This is a genomic window from Litoreibacter ascidiaceicola (assembly GCF_900129235.1).
In the GTDB taxonomy this organism is placed as follows: Bacteria; Pseudomonadota; Alphaproteobacteria; order Rhodobacterales; family Rhodobacteraceae; genus Litoreibacter; species Litoreibacter ascidiaceicola.
On sequence record NZ_FQUV01000001.1, the window covers coordinates 480,421 to 496,050 of the forward strand.

13 protein-coding genes are annotated in these 15,630 nt (G+C 60.2%); 4 read left to right on the forward strand and 9 right to left on the reverse strand.

Going from position 1 to position 15,630, the window contains the following annotated elements:
- Nucleotides 1–39: 39 nt before the first annotated feature.
- The 3 genes from BUB72_RS02245 to BUB72_RS02255 all read right to left on the reverse strand — a co-directional run bounded on the left by BUB72_RS02245 (nt 40) and on the right by BUB72_RS02255 (nt 3,428).
- Entirely contained in the window at nt 40–1,110 is a 1,071-nt protein-coding gene (locus BUB72_RS02245; protein ID WP_073139876.1) for an ABC transporter ATP-binding protein, read from the reverse strand.
- Between the two features lie 68 nt (nt 1,111–1,178).
- Nucleotides 1,179–2,549 (reverse strand): SLC5/6 family protein, encoded by a 1,371-nt coding sequence (locus tag BUB72_RS02250; protein WP_073139879.1) that lies wholly within the window; start codon nt 2,547–2,549, stop codon nt 1,179–1,181.
- A gap of 99 nt (nt 2,550–2,648) precedes the next feature.
- Nucleotides 2,649–3,428 (reverse strand): SDR family oxidoreductase, encoded by a 780-nt coding sequence (locus tag BUB72_RS02255; protein WP_073139882.1) that lies wholly within the window; start codon nt 3,426–3,428, stop codon nt 2,649–2,651.
- Nucleotides 3,429–3,787: 359 nt separating this feature from the next.
- On the opposite strand from BUB72_RS02255, the gene BUB72_RS02260 reads away from it, so the two are divergent.
- Entirely contained in the window at nt 3,788–4,804 is a 1,017-nt protein-coding gene (locus BUB72_RS02260; protein ID WP_073139886.1) for a Hint domain-containing protein, read from the forward strand.
- Nucleotide 4,805: 1 nt separating this feature from the next.
- On the opposite strand, the gene BUB72_RS02265 is transcribed toward BUB72_RS02260, so the two are convergent.
- Nucleotides 4,806–5,174 (reverse strand): nuclear transport factor 2 family protein, encoded by a 369-nt coding sequence (locus BUB72_RS02265; RefSeq protein ID WP_073139889.1) that lies wholly within the window; start codon nt 5,172–5,174, stop codon nt 4,806–4,808.
- 118 nt (nt 5,175–5,292) lie between these two features.
- Here BUB72_RS02265 and BUB72_RS02270 point away from each other — a divergent pair, with 118 nt between their 5' ends.
- Complete coding sequence (locus BUB72_RS02270; RefSeq protein ID WP_073139892.1) at nt 5,293–6,900, forward strand: peptide chain release factor 3; 1,608 nt, start codon at nt 5,293–5,295, stop codon at nt 6,898–6,900.
- Nucleotides 6,901–6,930: 30 nt separating this feature from the next.
- Here the strand turns inward: BUB72_RS02270 and BUB72_RS02275 are convergent, their stop codons facing one another.
- On the reverse strand, nt 6,931–7,359 hold the full coding sequence (locus BUB72_RS02275) for an OsmC family protein (protein ID WP_073139895.1): 429 nt from the start codon (nt 7,357–7,359) through the stop codon (nt 6,931–6,933).
- A 166-nt stretch (nt 7,360–7,525) separates the two neighbouring features.
- On the opposite strand from BUB72_RS02275, the gene BUB72_RS02280 reads away from it, so the two are divergent.
- Nucleotides 7,526–8,860, forward strand: coding sequence for an acyltransferase family protein (locus BUB72_RS02280; protein ID WP_139250590.1), 1,335 nt, complete (start codon nt 7,526–7,528; stop codon nt 8,858–8,860).
- A gap of 223 nt (nt 8,861–9,083) precedes the next feature.
- A complete protein-coding gene (locus BUB72_RS02285; protein ID WP_073139901.1) occupies nt 9,084–10,634 on the forward strand; it encodes a DEAD/DEAH box helicase in 1,551 nt (516 codons plus the stop codon).
- A gap of 80 nt (nt 10,635–10,714) precedes the next feature.
- Here the strand turns inward: BUB72_RS02285 and BUB72_RS02290 are convergent, their stop codons facing one another.
- The 4 genes from BUB72_RS02290 to nuoN form a co-directional block, all read right to left on the reverse strand.
- A complete protein-coding gene (locus tag BUB72_RS02290; RefSeq protein ID WP_073139905.1) occupies nt 10,715–12,379 on the reverse strand; it encodes a ribonuclease J in 1,665 nt (554 codons plus the stop codon).
- A 1-nt stretch (nt 12,380) separates the two neighbouring features.
- Complete coding sequence (locus BUB72_RS02295) at nt 12,381–13,154, reverse strand: type III pantothenate kinase (RefSeq protein ID WP_073139908.1); 774 nt, start codon at nt 13,152–13,154, stop codon at nt 12,381–12,383.
- Nucleotides 13,155–13,443: 289 nt separating this feature from the next.
- The gene (locus BUB72_RS02300; RefSeq protein WP_073140484.1) at nt 13,444–14,190 is read right to left on the reverse strand and encodes a biotin--[acetyl-CoA-carboxylase] ligase; all 747 of its coding nucleotides are present in this window, start codon (nt 14,188–14,190) and stop codon (nt 13,444–13,446) included.
- Nucleotides 14,180–15,619 (reverse strand): NADH-quinone oxidoreductase subunit NuoN, encoded by a 1,440-nt coding sequence (gene nuoN, locus BUB72_RS02305; RefSeq protein ID WP_073139911.1) that lies wholly within the window; start codon nt 15,617–15,619, stop codon nt 14,180–14,182. Before nuoN ends, BUB72_RS02300 begins: the two co-directional genes overlap by 11 nt.
- Between the last annotated feature and the right edge of the window lie 11 nt (nt 15,620–15,630).

Here is a 15,630-nt window from a genome sequence, read left to right on the forward strand (position 1 = left end):
GCCAATCAAAATGTCGCGCCGCGCAGCGGCTCATTTCGGTCAGGCCGGAAAAACAAAGCAGCGCTCTCGGCGCATGGTAAGCCACAAGGTCGTGCCCTCTTTCGGCAAGAACACCGCAGGCACCGTGGCCTTCAGATGCGATCCGTCCGAATCCATCCGAAACTCCACCAAGCTCTCGCGGCCCATGAAACGTGCGCGTTCCACGATGGCGCGCGCGGGGGTGCCGTCCTCCGGTGTCGGGTTAGGTCCCTGCCCGTGCCGGTCAAAGTCGATTTTCAGATGCTGCGGACGGATCACGATTTCAACCGCTCCGCCATCCGGATGCCCCGGAGTCAGGAATTGCCCGAACGGCGTATCCGTCAGCGCGCCATTGGACTGACTACGTATCACATTGATATCGCTAAAGAACGCTGCGGCTTCCTTGTCCACTGGTGCGTTGTAGATGTTGTATGGATTGCCTTGTTGCACGATCCGCCCGCCTCGCATCAGCGCGATTTCGTCGGCCATGCGCATCGCCTCATGCGGCTCGTGGGTGACCAGCAAAACGGCGGTGCCTTCTTCCTTCAGCACCGACAAGGTTTGGTCACGAATACCGTCACGCAAGCGATCATCAAGGCCCGAGAACGGCTCGTCCATCAGCATGATTTTCGGCCGTGGAGCCAGTGCCCGCGCCAAGGCCACGCGCTGCTGCTCACCGCCGGATAATTCATGCGGGTATTTCGCCTCGAAACCGTCCAACCCAACGCGGTTTAGCAGCTCCATCACGCGGGTATGCGCCTCGGATTTGCTGCCCGTCAGCCCAAAGGCCACGTTTTGCGCGACGCTCAGATGCGGAAACAGCGCGAAATCCTGAAACATCAACCCGATGGAGCGACCCTCCGGCGGCACACGAATCCCGTCGCCGCAGATCAGTTTTCCGTCGACCCACAACTCGCCGCTGGTCTGGCGCTCGACCCCTGCGATGATCCGCAAGGTCGTGGATTTGCCGCAGCCCGATGGCCCCAAAAGGCAGGTCACCTGCCCCGGTGCCACACTTAGTGACAGGTCGGACACGACCCGCTTGCCTGCAAATTCCTTGCAGATATTTTTCAACTCAAGCCTTGGGGTCACGTCACTTGCCGCCTCTTACCCGATCAAAACAATCGGAAAACTCGGGGGATTTGGTAACAGCCCCGCCCCTAGTCGGCAACCCTGCGCGCGCCGATCAGCACTGCGGCAAAGCCGACCACCAGCACGACAACGCAAATCGCCAACAACTGCTCGTATTTGGGCGCGTCCGGCAGGATCATCGCCATGAACTCTGCCCCGCGCAGGAAATAGGCCGCCGCACCAGCAATGGCTGCGGTAAAGGACACAAGGTAGGACCATAACGGCACCGACCAGCCGAACACGAAGACCGCGACCAAAACCGGTGTCAGGAACATCGACGCGGTGCCAGACACCGCCACCGCGTCAAACAGCGTGGCGTTGCCCCACAGGGTCAGCGCGCCGCCCAAGATCATGAACACCACCATAACGGCCCGCCCGCCAGCCAACGAGCGCGGCGCGAGGCGCAGCTCCTCCACGCACAACCGCGCGGCAGAGGACAGCGCGGAATCCAGTGTCGACAAGGCCGACACCAGCAAGGACACCAGAAGCGCCACGAACACCCAAGACGGGAACATGCCCGCCCAAGTGGCCAGCAATTGCCCCTCATAAGCCGCGCCCAGAATGGCCGCATGAATGCCGAACATGCCAAATGCTAAGATGCACAGCGCCGACAGCCAGAACGCGTGCAGGAAGGAATTGCGCGTGGTCTTGCGGTCCGCGATGAAGCCGCGATCCATCATCACAGGGTCATGCGCAGGATACGAAAACACCTGCAACAGCGCCACGATCAACAGCACCCAGCCTTGGCGCGCACCGGATGCACCCTCCGAGGTGACAATCGCGGCCATTGAGAACTCCGGCGACGCGATCAGATACACGAACGCCACGCCGAACACCGCCAGAAACAGCACCATCTGCACCACATCGGTGCGCAAAGCAGCGCTAAGCCCGCCCCATGCGGAATAGGCCAAACCCAGCAAAGCGACCACCACGATGGCATAGGTCCCCGCCTGCGCGGCTTCCGGCAGAACCGCGTCGAATATCAAGCCAACCACCAACAGGTTCGCGAACACCTCAGACAGCAGCCGCAACGCGATGACGGCGTTGTAGGTGCCCGTGCCGACACCCCCGAACAGTGCCCCAAGCCAGTCCTGCACCGAGGTCGCATCGCGGGTGCGTAACTGGCCAATGATGTAGCCCCCCGTCAGGAAGGACAGGTAGTAGGCGGCGTAAGCCAGCGTCCCCGCCGCACCGTAGTAGTAACCGAGGATCGCCGAATTCATCAGCGAGCGGGCGAAAATCCATGTGGTGACTTGGCTCAGCACCAGCGTCCAAAGCCCCGGCGCACGTCCCGCAACCTGCCCCGCAAAGAACCCTTCGACCGTGGCGCGGCGCGGGGCCATCAGGAACGAGACCACAATAACCGCCCCGAATGCGGCAATGACATAAAGGCTGAGCATGAAACGGTCCCGTGTAGGCAATCTTGCAGTTAAGCGCGCATAACAAAGCCCCGCCCGACGGGCGAGGCTTTAGAGCCGTTCCAACAAAAACGTGATGGATCAGAGGGTTGAGTTTACCCCGCCCCCATCCAGCAGGATGTTCTGCCCAACGATAAATCCGGCATGTTTGGAGCACAGGAACGCACAAGTCGCGCCGAACTCCTCGCGGGTGCCATAGCGGCGGGCGGGTATCGTAGCCTCACGCGCTGCGCGCGCGTCGTCTATGGTGATCCCTTGCTGCTTGCTAACGCCAGTATCCAACGAAACGGCACGGTCCGTTGCGTGAATCCCCGGCAACAGATTGTTCATGGTCACGCCCGAAGGGGCCACCTGCCGCGAGGTTCCAGCAACATAGCCCGTCAGCCCTGCGCGCGCTGAATTCGACAGTCCCAGCACCGCAATCGGTGCTTTCACGGATTGTGAGGTGATGTTGACCACGCGGCCCCAGCCACGCTCCATCATCGTCGGCACCAGCGCTTTTATCAGTGCAATCGGCGTCAGCATATTGGCATCCAGCGCGGCGATGAAATCATCACGCTCCCAGTCGGTCCACATGCCCGGAGGCGGTCCACCTGCGTTGTTCACCAAGATGTCCACCTGCCCCGCAGCCTTCAAAACCTTGGCGCGGCCCTCTTCTGTGGTGATGTCAGCGGCCACGGCCACAACATCGACGCCAAACCGGTCGCGTATGGTTTGTGCGGCCTCTCGCAGCGGCCCGTCGGTGCGCGCGTTCATCACCAGATCAACACCTGCTTCCGCCAACGCCTCGGCGCAGCCAAGGCCCAACCCCTTGCTTGACGCGCACACCAAGGCGCGTTTCCCTTTGATACCTAGATCCATCTCAACCCCGTTTAATTCATTGTAAAATCTTCGCTCTGGCCAAGGCGTAGCAACTATCCGCCGCGGGGAGAAGAGGCCCGGCCCTAACTTATCGATTCGCAGCGTGGCATCGGGGGCGCAGTCATCCCTAAAGTGCGAGGTGATCAAAGCGCCCATTCTGCGGGGATTGTTTCGCTGATCATTCAGTTTTGCGACACATTTAACCAAATTCCCCTGCAATCGTTGCAATTTCCCGCGCATACTTTAAGCCTGAATTCACTATGGCGGTGGGGTTCGTCAGTGGATGTCGGCGTGGGGGCGCTTGGTATCGTGATCTGACAAAGCTGTTCACCACTGTATGTTTATGAGTGAGCTGCCACATGCAACACCATCTGCCGACCGATTTCGTCGCCAATCATGCGTTTCTGGTTTATCCAGCCGCGGAATTCCGTGTGACCAACGGCGTGAACCATGGTGATCCGGTTGCTGGTATCAGCGACATTTGCCTTGGTGACGGGTACTGTCTGAAGCGCAGCGCACAGATTTATTCGATGGACCTTTCAGAATGCGCCGGCACCGGCCTGCGCCCTGTATTTTCTGTTTCCGACGGCAGCCAGATCGAGGTCCCCGGCACGCGGACCCGCATCGCAGCCCGCCTGACCTTCATGACTCAGATCGGGGCCTCCGTGGACGCCTTGGTCATCTCTTGCGACGCGCCTCTGGCCCGCAACTACTTCTATCCGCTTGGTCCGATCGAGCCCGGGGTCGAATACACCCTGATCGCCGTCGAGGACGCGCCACGCGAAATCCCGCTCGCCGATCTGACTGGCATGAGCTTTGGTCGCGGCACCCGCATCACCATGTCTGACGGCTCCCAACGCCCTGTCGAGCAACTCAAAGCCGGTGATCGCGTTCTGACCCGCGACAATGGCATGCAGGAAGTCCGCTGGGTCGGCTCTCGCACGGTACAAGGTGCGGGCGAGTTTGCCCCTGTCGTGATCTCGCATGGCGCAATGGGCAATGCCGAGGACATCACAGTTAGCCAGCAACACCGCATGCTGGTTTCCGACTGGCGGGCCGAGGTTATGGTCGGCTCCCGCGATGTGCTGATATCCGCGATTGATCTGGTCAACGACGACACGATCTTCATCCGCAAAGGCGGTTTCGTCGAATACACGCAGCTGGTCTTCGACCAACACCAGATTCTCTACGCCGAGGGCGTGCCGACCGAAAGCCTGCACATGTCACGCCAGATCCTCAAAGGTCTGCCCGACGACATTGCAACCGAAGTGCTGCAACTCTTTCCGGACCTGCCCTCGTCCGAGCCGAAGTTTAGCCGCGTCCCGCTGGAAAGCAAAGACGCGGCAAACCTGCTAAGGCAAACGGGGCGGCTCTAACCTATTCGCCTGCGTAGAAGAACTCTTCGCGCACGATCTTTCCGTCCGCGACGTGATAGATAGCGACCTCTTTCATCACCTCCACCTTGCCGGTTTCCTTGCTCTTGGCGTTCATCTCGAAGATCACCGCAAACCGGTCATCCCCATGCGGGAACGGGTCCGAAATTTCGCCACTCAAGATTTCATACATGCTGTCGAACCACGCATGTTTGCCCTTAATGCCTTCAACACCGGTAATTTCGCGCCCGTTGCCCATGTCCATGGCTTCCACCGACACGACGTCCTTGGCGTAAAGCTTGTCCAGATTGGCCAGTTCGCGGTTTTCACGGCATCCGGCAACCAACTCGTTGGCAACATCCATCAATTTCATATTCATTCTCCCACATATGTTCTATCTATGTTCTCACTATGGCCGAGTCCCTCGTCCCGATCAAGACAGGCGTTGTGACCGATTGCGGAACCCCGCCGACGCCTCTATATCCCGTCCCATGTTAGACCGCGCACATAACCAGCCAGAACTTCCGCCCGAGATTGCCCGGCGCCGGACTTTCGCCATCATCTCGCACCCCGATGCGGGCAAGACGACGCTGACCGAGAAGTTCCTTCTCTATGGGGGCGCGATCCAGATGGCTGGCCAAGTGCGCGCCAAGGGCGAGGCGCGCCGCACACGTTCCGACTTCATGCAGATGGAAAAGGACCGCGGGATTTCCGTGTCCGCCTCCGCCATGTCGTTCGACTTTGACGGGCACCGGTTCAACCTCGTCGACACCCCCGGTCACTCCGATTTCTCGGAAGACACTTACCGCACGCTCACGGCAGTGGATGCTGCCGTAATGGTCATCGACGGGGCCAAGGGTGTCGAGAGCCAAACGCAAAAACTGTTTGAAGTCTGCCGCTTACGCGACCTTCCTATCTTGACTTTTTGCAACAAAATGGACCGCGAAAGCCGCGATACCTTCGAGATTATTGACGAAATCCAAGAAAATCTGGCGATTGACGTCACACCGGCTTCATGGCCCATTGGCGTCGGTCGTGACTTCATGGGCTGCTATGATCTGATCAATGATCGCCTTGAATTAATGGACCGCGCCGACCGTAACAAGGTCGCCGAGAGTATCGAGATCAACGGTCTGGACGATCCGAAACTGGCCGAACATGTGCCCGCCGCGCAGTTGAGCCAGTTCCTTGAAGAGATTGAAATGGCAAAAGAATTGATGCCCGAGTTCAATCACCAAGACTTCCTTGATGGCACCTTGACGCCGATCTGGTTCGGCTCCGCGATTAACTCGTTCGGGGTGCAGGAACTGATGCAAGGCATCGCGGATTACGGCCCACAGCCGCAGCCGCAAAAGGCCAGCCCGCGTGCGATTTCCCCAGAAGAGCCAAAGGTTTGCGGCTTTGTCTTCAAGGTACAGGCCAATATGGACCCCAAGCACCGCGACCGCGTGGCCTTCGTGCGCCTTGCGTCGGGGCACTTCTTGCGGGGCATGAAGCTGACCCATGTGCGCTCCAAAAAGCAGATGGCGATCACCAACCCCGTGCTGTTCCTCGCCTCCGACCGCGAGTTGGCCGAAGAGGCTTGGGCCGGTGACATCATGGGCATCCCCAACCACGGCCAACTGCGCATCGGCGACACGCTGACCGAGGGCGAGATGATCCGCGCCACCGGCATCCCCTCTTTTGCGCCAGAACTTCTGCAAACTTGCCGTGCGGGTGACCCGATGAAGGCCAAGCATCTTGAAAAGGCCCTGATGCAATTCGCCGAAGAAGGCGCGGCCAAGGTGTTCAAACCCGCCTTCGGCTCCGGCTTTATCGTCGGCGTCGTGGGCGCGCTGCAATTCGAGGTTCTCGCCTCACGGATTGAGCTGGAATACGGCCTGCCCGTGCGTTTCGAGGCATCGCAATTCACCTCCGCGCGGTGGGTCACCGGTGATAAGGCCGCCGTGGACAAGTTCATCGAAGCCAACAAGCAGCATATCAGCCACGACAATGACGGCGACGTGGTCTTTCTGACCCGCCTGCAATGGGACATCGACCGCGTGGCGCGGGACTATCCCGATGTGACGCTCAGCGCGACCAAGGAGATGATGGTCTAGCCCCTTGGCGCGCTAAGTCGAGCCAGCCGGTCAGCTGACCAGTTCGGCGTCCATGGTGATGTCGCAATCCAGCAGCTTAGAAATCGGGCAGTTTTCCTTTGCGCCTTTGGCCGCTTCCATGAATGTTTCTTCCGAAGCGTCAGGGATCCTGGCCTTCACTGTCAGATGCGATTTGGTGACGGCAAACCCGCCTGCCTGCTGCTCCAGTGTGATATCGGCAGAAGTTTCGATACTGTCTGCGGTCAGGTCGTGCTCGCCCAGCACCATCGACAGCGCCATGGAGAAGCACGACGCGTGTGCCGCACCAATCAGCTCTTCGGGGTTGGTTCCGGGCGCGTCCTCGAAGCGAGTGTTGAAGCCGTAGGGCTGATCGTTCAGCGCGCCGCTTTTCGTGGACACGTGGCCTTTGCCCTCTTTGAGGGTGCCGGACCATTTGGCCGATCCTGTATTAACAGACATGGTGTTCTCCTTAACTTGGGTGAGGTTCATAAGCCAACGTCTGCCAAAGCTTCAGGGTTCCGCCGCGCATCAGTGTCGATTTGCGCAAGCACATCTGCTATGTTTGCTGTATCAAGGCCGGAAAACGGTCAAAAAACAATAACAACAAATAGATAGAGCAGCGACAGTGAGCACATCCCCAGCAAAAGAGAAGATGCCCAAGGGCCTCTTGGCCGCAGCCACTTGGGCGGCGGAGCGTACCCCTGACAGCCGCAACCGCGCGGTGGACCTTTACCGCGCCATTGCGATCATGTTCGTGATCTTGGGCCATTGGTTGTTGGTCGCGGGCGTCATCCGTGACGGCGAATTGAACTTCGTCATACTGCTCGCTGAACAGCGCTGGACCCACTACGCCACTTGGTTGTTCCAAGTCATGCCGGTTTTCTTCTTTGTCGGCGGGTTCTCCAACGGGTTGTCTTGGACGTCGGCTCGCAAAGACCCGGTGAAAAAGAGCGCTTGGGCCGCCTCCCGCCTGTCACGCCTGCTGAAGCCGACCGTTCCAGTCGTGCTGGTCTGGGCCATCGCGGGGGCCGTGGCCCATGCCATGGGCGTGTCGGTAGACCTGATTTCAAGCGCCTCGCAAGCCGCCCTCGTGCCGGTTTGGTTCCTTGCCGTCTACATCATCATGACCATGGCCGTGCCGGTAACAGTCGCGATGTGGGACAGGCTCGGGGTCGCATCCGTTGGCCTGCTGGCCCTTGCTGCAATCGCCGTGGACGTCATCGCATTCGGCGCAGATCAGGGCTGGTTGCGCTGGTCAAACTACGCCTTCGTCTGGCTCGCCGTGCACCAGCTTGGCTACTGGTGGGGCAGCGCCGAGCGGCCAAAGTCATGGGCGCTGGGCTTCATCGCACTGGGTGTCGCGTGGCTTTATGTCCTGATCGTCCAGTTCGGCTTCCCCGTGGCCATGGTCAGCGTTCCGGGCGCCGAAATGTCGAACACCCGCCCGCCAACGACCGCAATGCTGGCCGTAGGTGCCGTGCAAATCGGTGTCATTCTATTGCTCACCGATCTGGCGCAGGCATGGCTGCGGAACGTGCGGGTCTGGGCTTGGGTGATCGTGTTCAACCAGATGATCATGTCGATCTATCTGTGGCACATGACGGCCCTGCTCATCGTCGTCGGCATCGCCGCCTATGTGTTTGGCGGGGCCGGATTGCACGAGCCTCCTGGAACCGGCCTTTGGTGGGCGGTCCGCCCGATCTGGGTCGTGCTGTTCACCCTTGTCCTGATCCCGTTTGTGCTGGTCTTCGTGCGCTTCGAGGCGGGCAGCAAAACCACCGCCGACATGCGTCCCGGCCCATGGCAGGCGATGCTGGGCGCGGTCATGACCTGCTCGGGGTTGGTCGTCATGGCGATGGTCGGGCTGGGCAAGGAGAACGCCATCGGCGTGAACTGGCTCGCGGTCGGCCTTGTCGTGCTGGGCGTGTTCGTCGCAACCCGCCGATTCTCTCGTAGTTAAGCGACCGGATGCCGGACCAATGGCCGCCGATACCCATGATCGACGGCCATTTGACGCAGTAAATGGCTGAACTCCCTGTATTTGTTGACCTTACGATCCGGTCAGGATAAACGCTCCCTACCTGTGGAAAACGTCCGCAGGTCGACGCAGGGACGCGTTGAAACCTGCGTCCCCAATTTCTGCCGCATCTTGCCCATTAAGGGCCCGCGCAATTTGGATATACATGATAAAATTCTCAGACCTGAAGCTCCACGCTAAAGTACTCAAAGCCATCGAAGAAGTCGGCTATACAGAGCCTACCCCCATTCAGGCGGGGGCTATCCCCCCTGCCCTTGAAGGTCGCGACGTTCTTGGCATCGCCCAGACCGGCACCGGCAAAACCGCCGCCTTCACCATGCCGATGATCACGTTGCTGAACCGTGGGCGCGCGCGGGCGCGCATGCCCCGCTCCTTGGTTCTGGCTCCGACCCGTGAATTGGCAGCGCAAGTTGCCGAAAACTTCGACCTCTACGCCAAGCACACCAAGCTAACCAAAGCCCTGCTGATCGGCGGCGTGTCGTTCAAGGAACAAGACGCCAAGATCGACCGTGGCGTTGACGTTCTGATCGCCACCCCCGGCCGCCTTCTGGACCATTTCGAACGCGGCAAGCTGATCTTGTCGGACGTGAAAGTCATGGTTGTCGATGAAGCCGACCGGATGCTCGACATGGGCTTCATTCCCGATATCGAGCGCATCTTCCAGATGACGCCTTTCACTCGCCAGACGCTGTTCTTCTCGGCCACCATGGCGCCGGAAATCGAGCGGATCACCAACACGTTCCTGTCGAATCCCGAGCGGATCGAAGTGGCGCGCCAGTCCTCGGCCTCGGCCACGATCACCCAGCTATTGTTCGAACTTCCCGGCACCCGCCGCGACGCTCAAGCCAAGCAAAAGCGCGATTTCCTGCGCAAGCTGATCGACCAAGAGGGTGAGAAAGTCACCAACGGCATTATCTTCTGCAACCGCAAGGTTGATGTCGATATTGTTGCTAAGTCGTTGAAAAAATACGGTCATGACGCCGAACCGATCCACGGTGATCTGGATCAGTCGCACCGCACGCGGACGCTGGAAGGCTTCCGTGACGGCAAAATCCGCTTCCTCGTGGCCTCCGACGTGGCCGCGCGCGGTCTGGACATCCCGAATGTAAGCCACGTGTTCAACTTCGACGTTCCCGGCCATGCCGAGGATTATGTGCACCGCATTGGCCGCACCGGTCGCGCGGGCCGTTCGGGCACGGCGATGATGATCTCGACCCCCAAGGACGACAAGCTTCTGGCCGCGATCGAAAACCTGATCGAAACCACGATCCCGCGTGGTGATGTGGGCGAGCAGCAAGCGCCTGTGTCCAAAGCGTCAGAAGCGGACGTTGCCGCCGACAGCAAGGACGAGCGTCCGAAATCGCGCTCACGGTCCCGCTCTCGCAGCAGCTCGAAACCCAAAGACGAGGTGAAGGCTGACGCGCCGGAGACGGTTACCGAGACCAAGCCGGAGGCAAAAGCGAAGCCAGAGCCAAAAGCGAAGTCCGAACCCAAGGCAAAACCGGAACCACGCGCGAAACCGGAGCCGAAAGCCTCTGAAGCCGCATCACATGACCAGTCCCGCGACACCCAGCCCCGCTCTCGCGGTGGCAAAGGGCGTGGCCGGAACGAGGATCGTGGCCCGAAAGTGGTTGGTCTTGGCGATCACCTGCCGACCTTCATCGAGAAAAGCTTCGCCGACCGCCGCACCGACTAGGCGCGCGCGAATATCAAAAGAAAAAGCCCCCGAAGCACGCACTGCTTCGGGGGCTTTTTTTGTCTCAATGGACTAAGCGGTTACGCAGTCAGCCGCGAAATCAGCACCACCACTTCGGGCTTCTTGCCGATTTCCTTTTGCGACGCCTGACGCACGATCCGTTTGATCTGCTCTTCCAGCTTGTCGTCATTGGCAACCGTCTTGGCATCGGCGCGGCCAAGGAATTGCCCCACCTCTTCTTCCAAAACGTCCTGCAAAGGCGCGTTGGAGCGACCCGTTTCCGGCAACCCGCGCAGTTCGCACCACGCATCCGTCAGCGGCTCGTCATCTTCGTCGATCAGAATACCAATCACCGCCTGCCCGTTCAGCGCCATACGGATACGGTCGCGCACGACCCCGTCCAGCGCGCCGATTTGCACAGAGCCATCCAGATAGAGACGACCCGTCTCGACAAACTCGACCACCTCGGGCCGGTTGCCCGACAGCGACACCATCGTGCCGTTCGGGGCGACAACGGACGCAATGCCATTGGCCTCACCCACCTTCGCGTGCTCGCGCAACATGCGGTGCTCGCCATGGTTCGGGATCAGGATTTGCGGCTTCAGCAGCCGGTGCATTTCTTCCAGATCAGGACGGTTCGCGTGGCCGGAGACGTGAATATCCGCCATCTTGTCGTCGATCACATCGACGCCCAACTCGCTGAAATTGTTGACGATCTGGCCAACAGAAGTCTCGTTACCCGGAATGGTCTTGGATGAGAACAGCACAGTGTCCCCTTCGCGCAAGGATATGCCAAGGAACTTGCCCCGTGACAGTTGCGCCGTCGCCGCGCGCCGCTCGCCCTGCGATCCGGTCGCAAGGATCATCAGGTTTTCGCGCGGCACATCGCGGGCCTCTTCGGGCAGAATGTAGGGCGGGAAGTTTTTGACCACGCCAGTCTCCACGCCCGCCTTCACCATGCGCTGCATGGAGCGGCCCATCAGCACGACAGACCGTCCCGCTTCGCGGCCAGCCTCCGCCAAGGTTTTCACCCGTGCGATGTTCGACGCAAACGTGGTCGCCACAACCATACCCGTCGCCTCGCGCACGATCGGCACGATGTTCGGGCCAACGGTCGCCTCGGAGCGGCCCTCATGGCGAGAGAAAACGTTGGTCGAGTCGCAGATCAGCGCCTTAACCGGTGCCAACGCGGCCCATGCGTCATGGTCAAACGGCTCGCCCACACCGGGGGTCACGTCAATTTTGAAGTCGCCGGAATGCACCACACGCCCGTCCGGCGTGTCGATCACAAGGCCGGAGCTTTCGGGGATCGAGTGCGAAATCGGCATAAAGCCGACCTTGAACTGACCCACCTGCACCTGTTCCGGCATTTTGCCGACCACGGTAATCTCGGAGCCGTCATACCCATGCTCCGCCATTTTCAACGCCGCGATATGGGCGGTGAACTTGCGCGCATAGATCGGCGCTTTCAGGCGACTATACAGATGCCCGATGGCACCGACATGGTCTTCATGCGCGTGGGTGATAAAGATCGCATCCAGCTGCTTTGCGCGGTCCGCAATCCACTCGATGTCCGGAAAAATCAGGTCGACACCCGGAGTGCCGTCCATGTCGGGGAAGGTTACCCCCGCGTCGACCAGTATGAACCGCTCTTTGCCCGGTTTCCCGTAGCCGTAGAGATACATGTTCATGCCGACTTCGCCCGCCCCGCCTAGGGGAAGGTAGACCAATCGTTCGCCTGCCATTTTAGATATTCTTTCTGTTATGCTCGTTGATGACCACCAAGCCGTGCATGGTCAGGTCATCGTTAAATTCGTCAAATAGGGCCTCGGCCTGTTGGAACAACGGCGCCAGCCCCCCGGTAGAAATTACTTTCATCTCGCGGCCGTGCTCGGCCTTGATGCGGGCACAGATCTCCTTGATCAGCCCGATATAGCCCCAGAACACACCCGACTGCATACACGCAACCGTATTCGTGCCAATGACGTTCTGCGGTTTGGTGATGTCGACATGCGGCAACGCCGCCGCCGCTTGGTGCAGCGCCTCAAGCGACAGGTTCACACCGGGCGCGATAACACCCCCGATATAGGCCCCGTCACTGTCCACCACATCAAAGGTGGTCGCGGTGCCGAAGTCGACAACGATCAGGTCGCCCCCATACAGATTGTAGCCCGCGACGGTGTTTACAAGGCGGTCTGGTCCCACGGCGGTGCCTGCGTCCACGCGGACATCCACCGGCAGCACGCAGCCATCCTTGCCGACCACGATGGGGCGGGTGTTGAAATAGCGGTCCGCGAAGACCCGCAGGTTGAACACCACGCGCGGCACGGTGGAGGACACGATCACTTCGGTGATGTCCACCTCGATCTTCTGGAAATGCATCAGGGTCGACAGCCAGACATAGTATTGGTCCGCAGTGCGCTGCCACTCGGTCGAGGTCCGCCACGTCGCGATAAACCGCTCCCCGTCCCAGATGGAAAACACGGTGTTGGTGTTGCCGCAGTCAATCGCCAGTAGCATTTCTCAAGCCCTTTCGCCTCTTGCCCCGTCTCTACAGTGCGCGACCGTCAGGGTCAAAGCGCACCGCACGCTGCCTTTGCGCGCCGTTAACCTGTTCCGCGCTATACCCTGCACTGCTAGCACTGGCCGCCGACGGAGGTTTAACCCGACGTGGCCACCCAAAGGACCAGATTGCACGCAACCCGCAATCACCGGTGAGACAAGGCTGACCCATGTGCAGCGTCCGATATAAGCTCGGGCGGCGCCGCCTTTCCCTTTCCCCGCAAGGTGGGTTTTCAACCCACCATCCTCACGAGAAATAGACATCCGCCGCAGCAATCACCTGCGCGCCTTTCGGCGTGCGCAGGATCAGGTTTCCTGCTTCGTCGATGCTCTCGAACGTGCCTGTGATCTCCTCGCGCGACGTGCGTGCGGTGATCACCTCGCCCAGCCGCGCGGCGCGTTTTAGCCAGTCCTCACGAATTCTGGCAAAGCCCAGTTCCGCAAAAATCGCTTCTTCGGTGGCATAGTTCGCCGCCAGTTCCTCCAAGAACGCTTCGGGGCTGACCGCGTCGCCATGCTCTGACAGTGCCGTCGGTGGGAAGGCCGCGTCCTGCACCCCGTCCGGCACCACCGCCAGATTGACGCCGACGCCAATCGCCAGCCAGTCCAGCCCTTGCGCCGTGCCCATGCTTTCCAAAAGAATGCCCGCAACCTTGCCACCAGACAGCAGCACGTCATTGGGCCATTTCACCGCCAGCTTGGTGCGATCCACATGCAGCGCCAGCGTCTCGAACAACGCATTCGCCGCCATGAACGAGCGCAAAGCCGCATCCGCCGGACCGCCTAACGGGCGCATCAGCAATGTAGCGGCCAGATTGCCTTCGGGATTCTGCCAAGCCCGCCCCTGCCGCCCGCGGGCGGCGGTCTGGCGACGGGCCATAATCCATGTCGGGCGTTTCAGCTCCGGCGCAAGGCGCGCCGCTTCAACCATGGTGCTGCCGACCTCATCAAGGATGATGCGGTCGACGCCTTCGGGCCACAGATCAGTTGACAAGCGCACCTGCGGCGGCCAATGCCAGCCCTTCGATGCCGAACAGGTTGATCACACCCAGCACCATCACAGCCGCCGAGCCGACCAGCAGCAGCCAGTTGACCATCGGCATGGAGCCGTTCAGCGCGTCGCGCTCTTCGCCAAAATACATGTAGTAGATAACGCGCAGATAGTAGAACGCGCCGATCACCGACGCGATCACACCGGCCACAGCCAGCCACGCCATATTGGCATCGACAGCCGCTTTCAGCACATAGAACTTTCCGAAGAAGCCCACCAGCGGCGGGATGCCTGCCAGCGAGAACATCAACACCAGCATCGCCAGCGCGCGTGTCGGCTCTTTCTTGGAGTAGTTCTGCAACGCGTCGATATCCGTCACCGGCTGACCGTCCTTCTCCATCGACAGGATGAAGGCGAAGGTCCCGATATTCATCGTCACATAGATCGCCATATAGATCAGCATCGCCTGCACGCCCTCGGCGGTGCCAGCAGCCAAGCCCATCAGCGCGAAGCCCATATGGGCGATCGAGGAATAGGCCATCAGGCGTTTGATGTCGCGCTGGCCAATCGCTGCGATTGCGCCAAGGAACATGGAGACCACAGACAGGAACGCCACGATCTGGCTCCAGTCCGCCACGGCCCCGCCAAACGCATCATGCACGACGCGGGCAAACAGGCCCATCGCCGCCACTTTCGGCGCGGTCGCAAAGAACGCGGTGATCGGCGTGGGGGAGCCTTCGTAGACGTCGGGCGTCCACATGTGGAACGGTGCTGCGGAGACCTTGAAGGCCAGACCCGACACAACGAAGACCAGACCAAACAGCAAACCAAGTGAGATGTCGCCCGCATTCACGGTCGAGAAAATGCCGGTGAACAAGGTGGTACCCGCATAGCCATAAACCAGCGAGGAGCCGTAAAGCAGCATGCCTGACGACAAGGCCCCCAGCACAAAGTATTTCAGGCCAGCTTCGGTGGATTTCACCGAGTCGCGGCGCAGGGAGGCCACGACGTACAAAGCCAGCGATTGCAGCTCCAGCCCCATATACAGCGCCATCAAGTCGCCTGCCGAGACCATCATCATCATGCCGACAACCGACAAGGCCACAAGGATCGGATACTCGAACCGCAGCAGGCCCTGACGGGTCATGAAGTCTTGGCTTAGCACCAGAATGGCGGCGGCGGATAGCAGGATCGTCACCTTGGCAAAGCGCGAGAACCCGTCATCGACGAAGGCCCCGCCGAAGGCCGCGTTCGTGCCCTCTCCGTTGACCCCGATCCATGCGGCAAGCAGCACAAACACAAGGCTGGTGGCCCACAGGATCACCGGTGCGGCTTTGTCCTTGGTCGTGTAGACCCCGCCCATCAGCGCCAGCATGGCGAAAACCGCCAGTAGAACTTCGGGCAGAACGATATTCAGGTCAGCTTGGATCATCTTATCCGTCC

Coding starts and splice junctions, on each gene's coding strand:
- BUB72_RS02250 (WP_073139879.1), bottom strand. CDS start 2,549: ATGCTCAGCCTTTATGTCATTGCCGCATTCGGGGCGGTTATTGTGGTC.
- BUB72_RS02255 (WP_073139882.1), bottom strand. CDS start 3,428: ATGGATCTAGGTATCAAAGGGAAACGCGCCTTGGTGTGCGCGTCAAGC.
- BUB72_RS02260 (WP_073139886.1), top strand. CDS start 3,788: ATGCAACACCATCTGCCGACCGATTTCGTCGCCAATCATGCGTTTCTG.
- BUB72_RS02265 (WP_073139889.1), bottom strand. CDS start 5,174: ATGAAATTGATGGATGTTGCCAACGAGTTGGTTGCCGGATGCCGTGAA.
- BUB72_RS02270 (WP_073139892.1), top strand. CDS start 5,293: ATGTTAGACCGCGCACATAACCAGCCAGAACTTCCGCCCGAGATTGCC.
- BUB72_RS02275 (WP_073139895.1), bottom strand. CDS start 7,359: ATGTCTGTTAATACAGGATCGGCCAAATGGTCCGGCACCCTCAAAGAG.
- BUB72_RS02285 (WP_073139901.1), top strand. CDS start 9,084: ATGATAAAATTCTCAGACCTGAAGCTCCACGCTAAAGTACTCAAAGCC.
- BUB72_RS02290 (WP_073139905.1), bottom strand. CDS start 12,379: ATGGCAGGCGAACGATTGGTCTACCTTCCCCTAGGCGGGGCGGGCGAA.
- BUB72_RS02295 (WP_073139908.1), bottom strand. CDS start 13,154: ATGCTACTGGCGATTGACTGCGGCAACACCAACACCGTGTTTTCCATC.
- nuoN (WP_073139911.1), bottom strand. CDS start 15,619: ATGATCCAAGCTGACCTGAATATCGTTCTGCCCGAAGTTCTACTGGCG.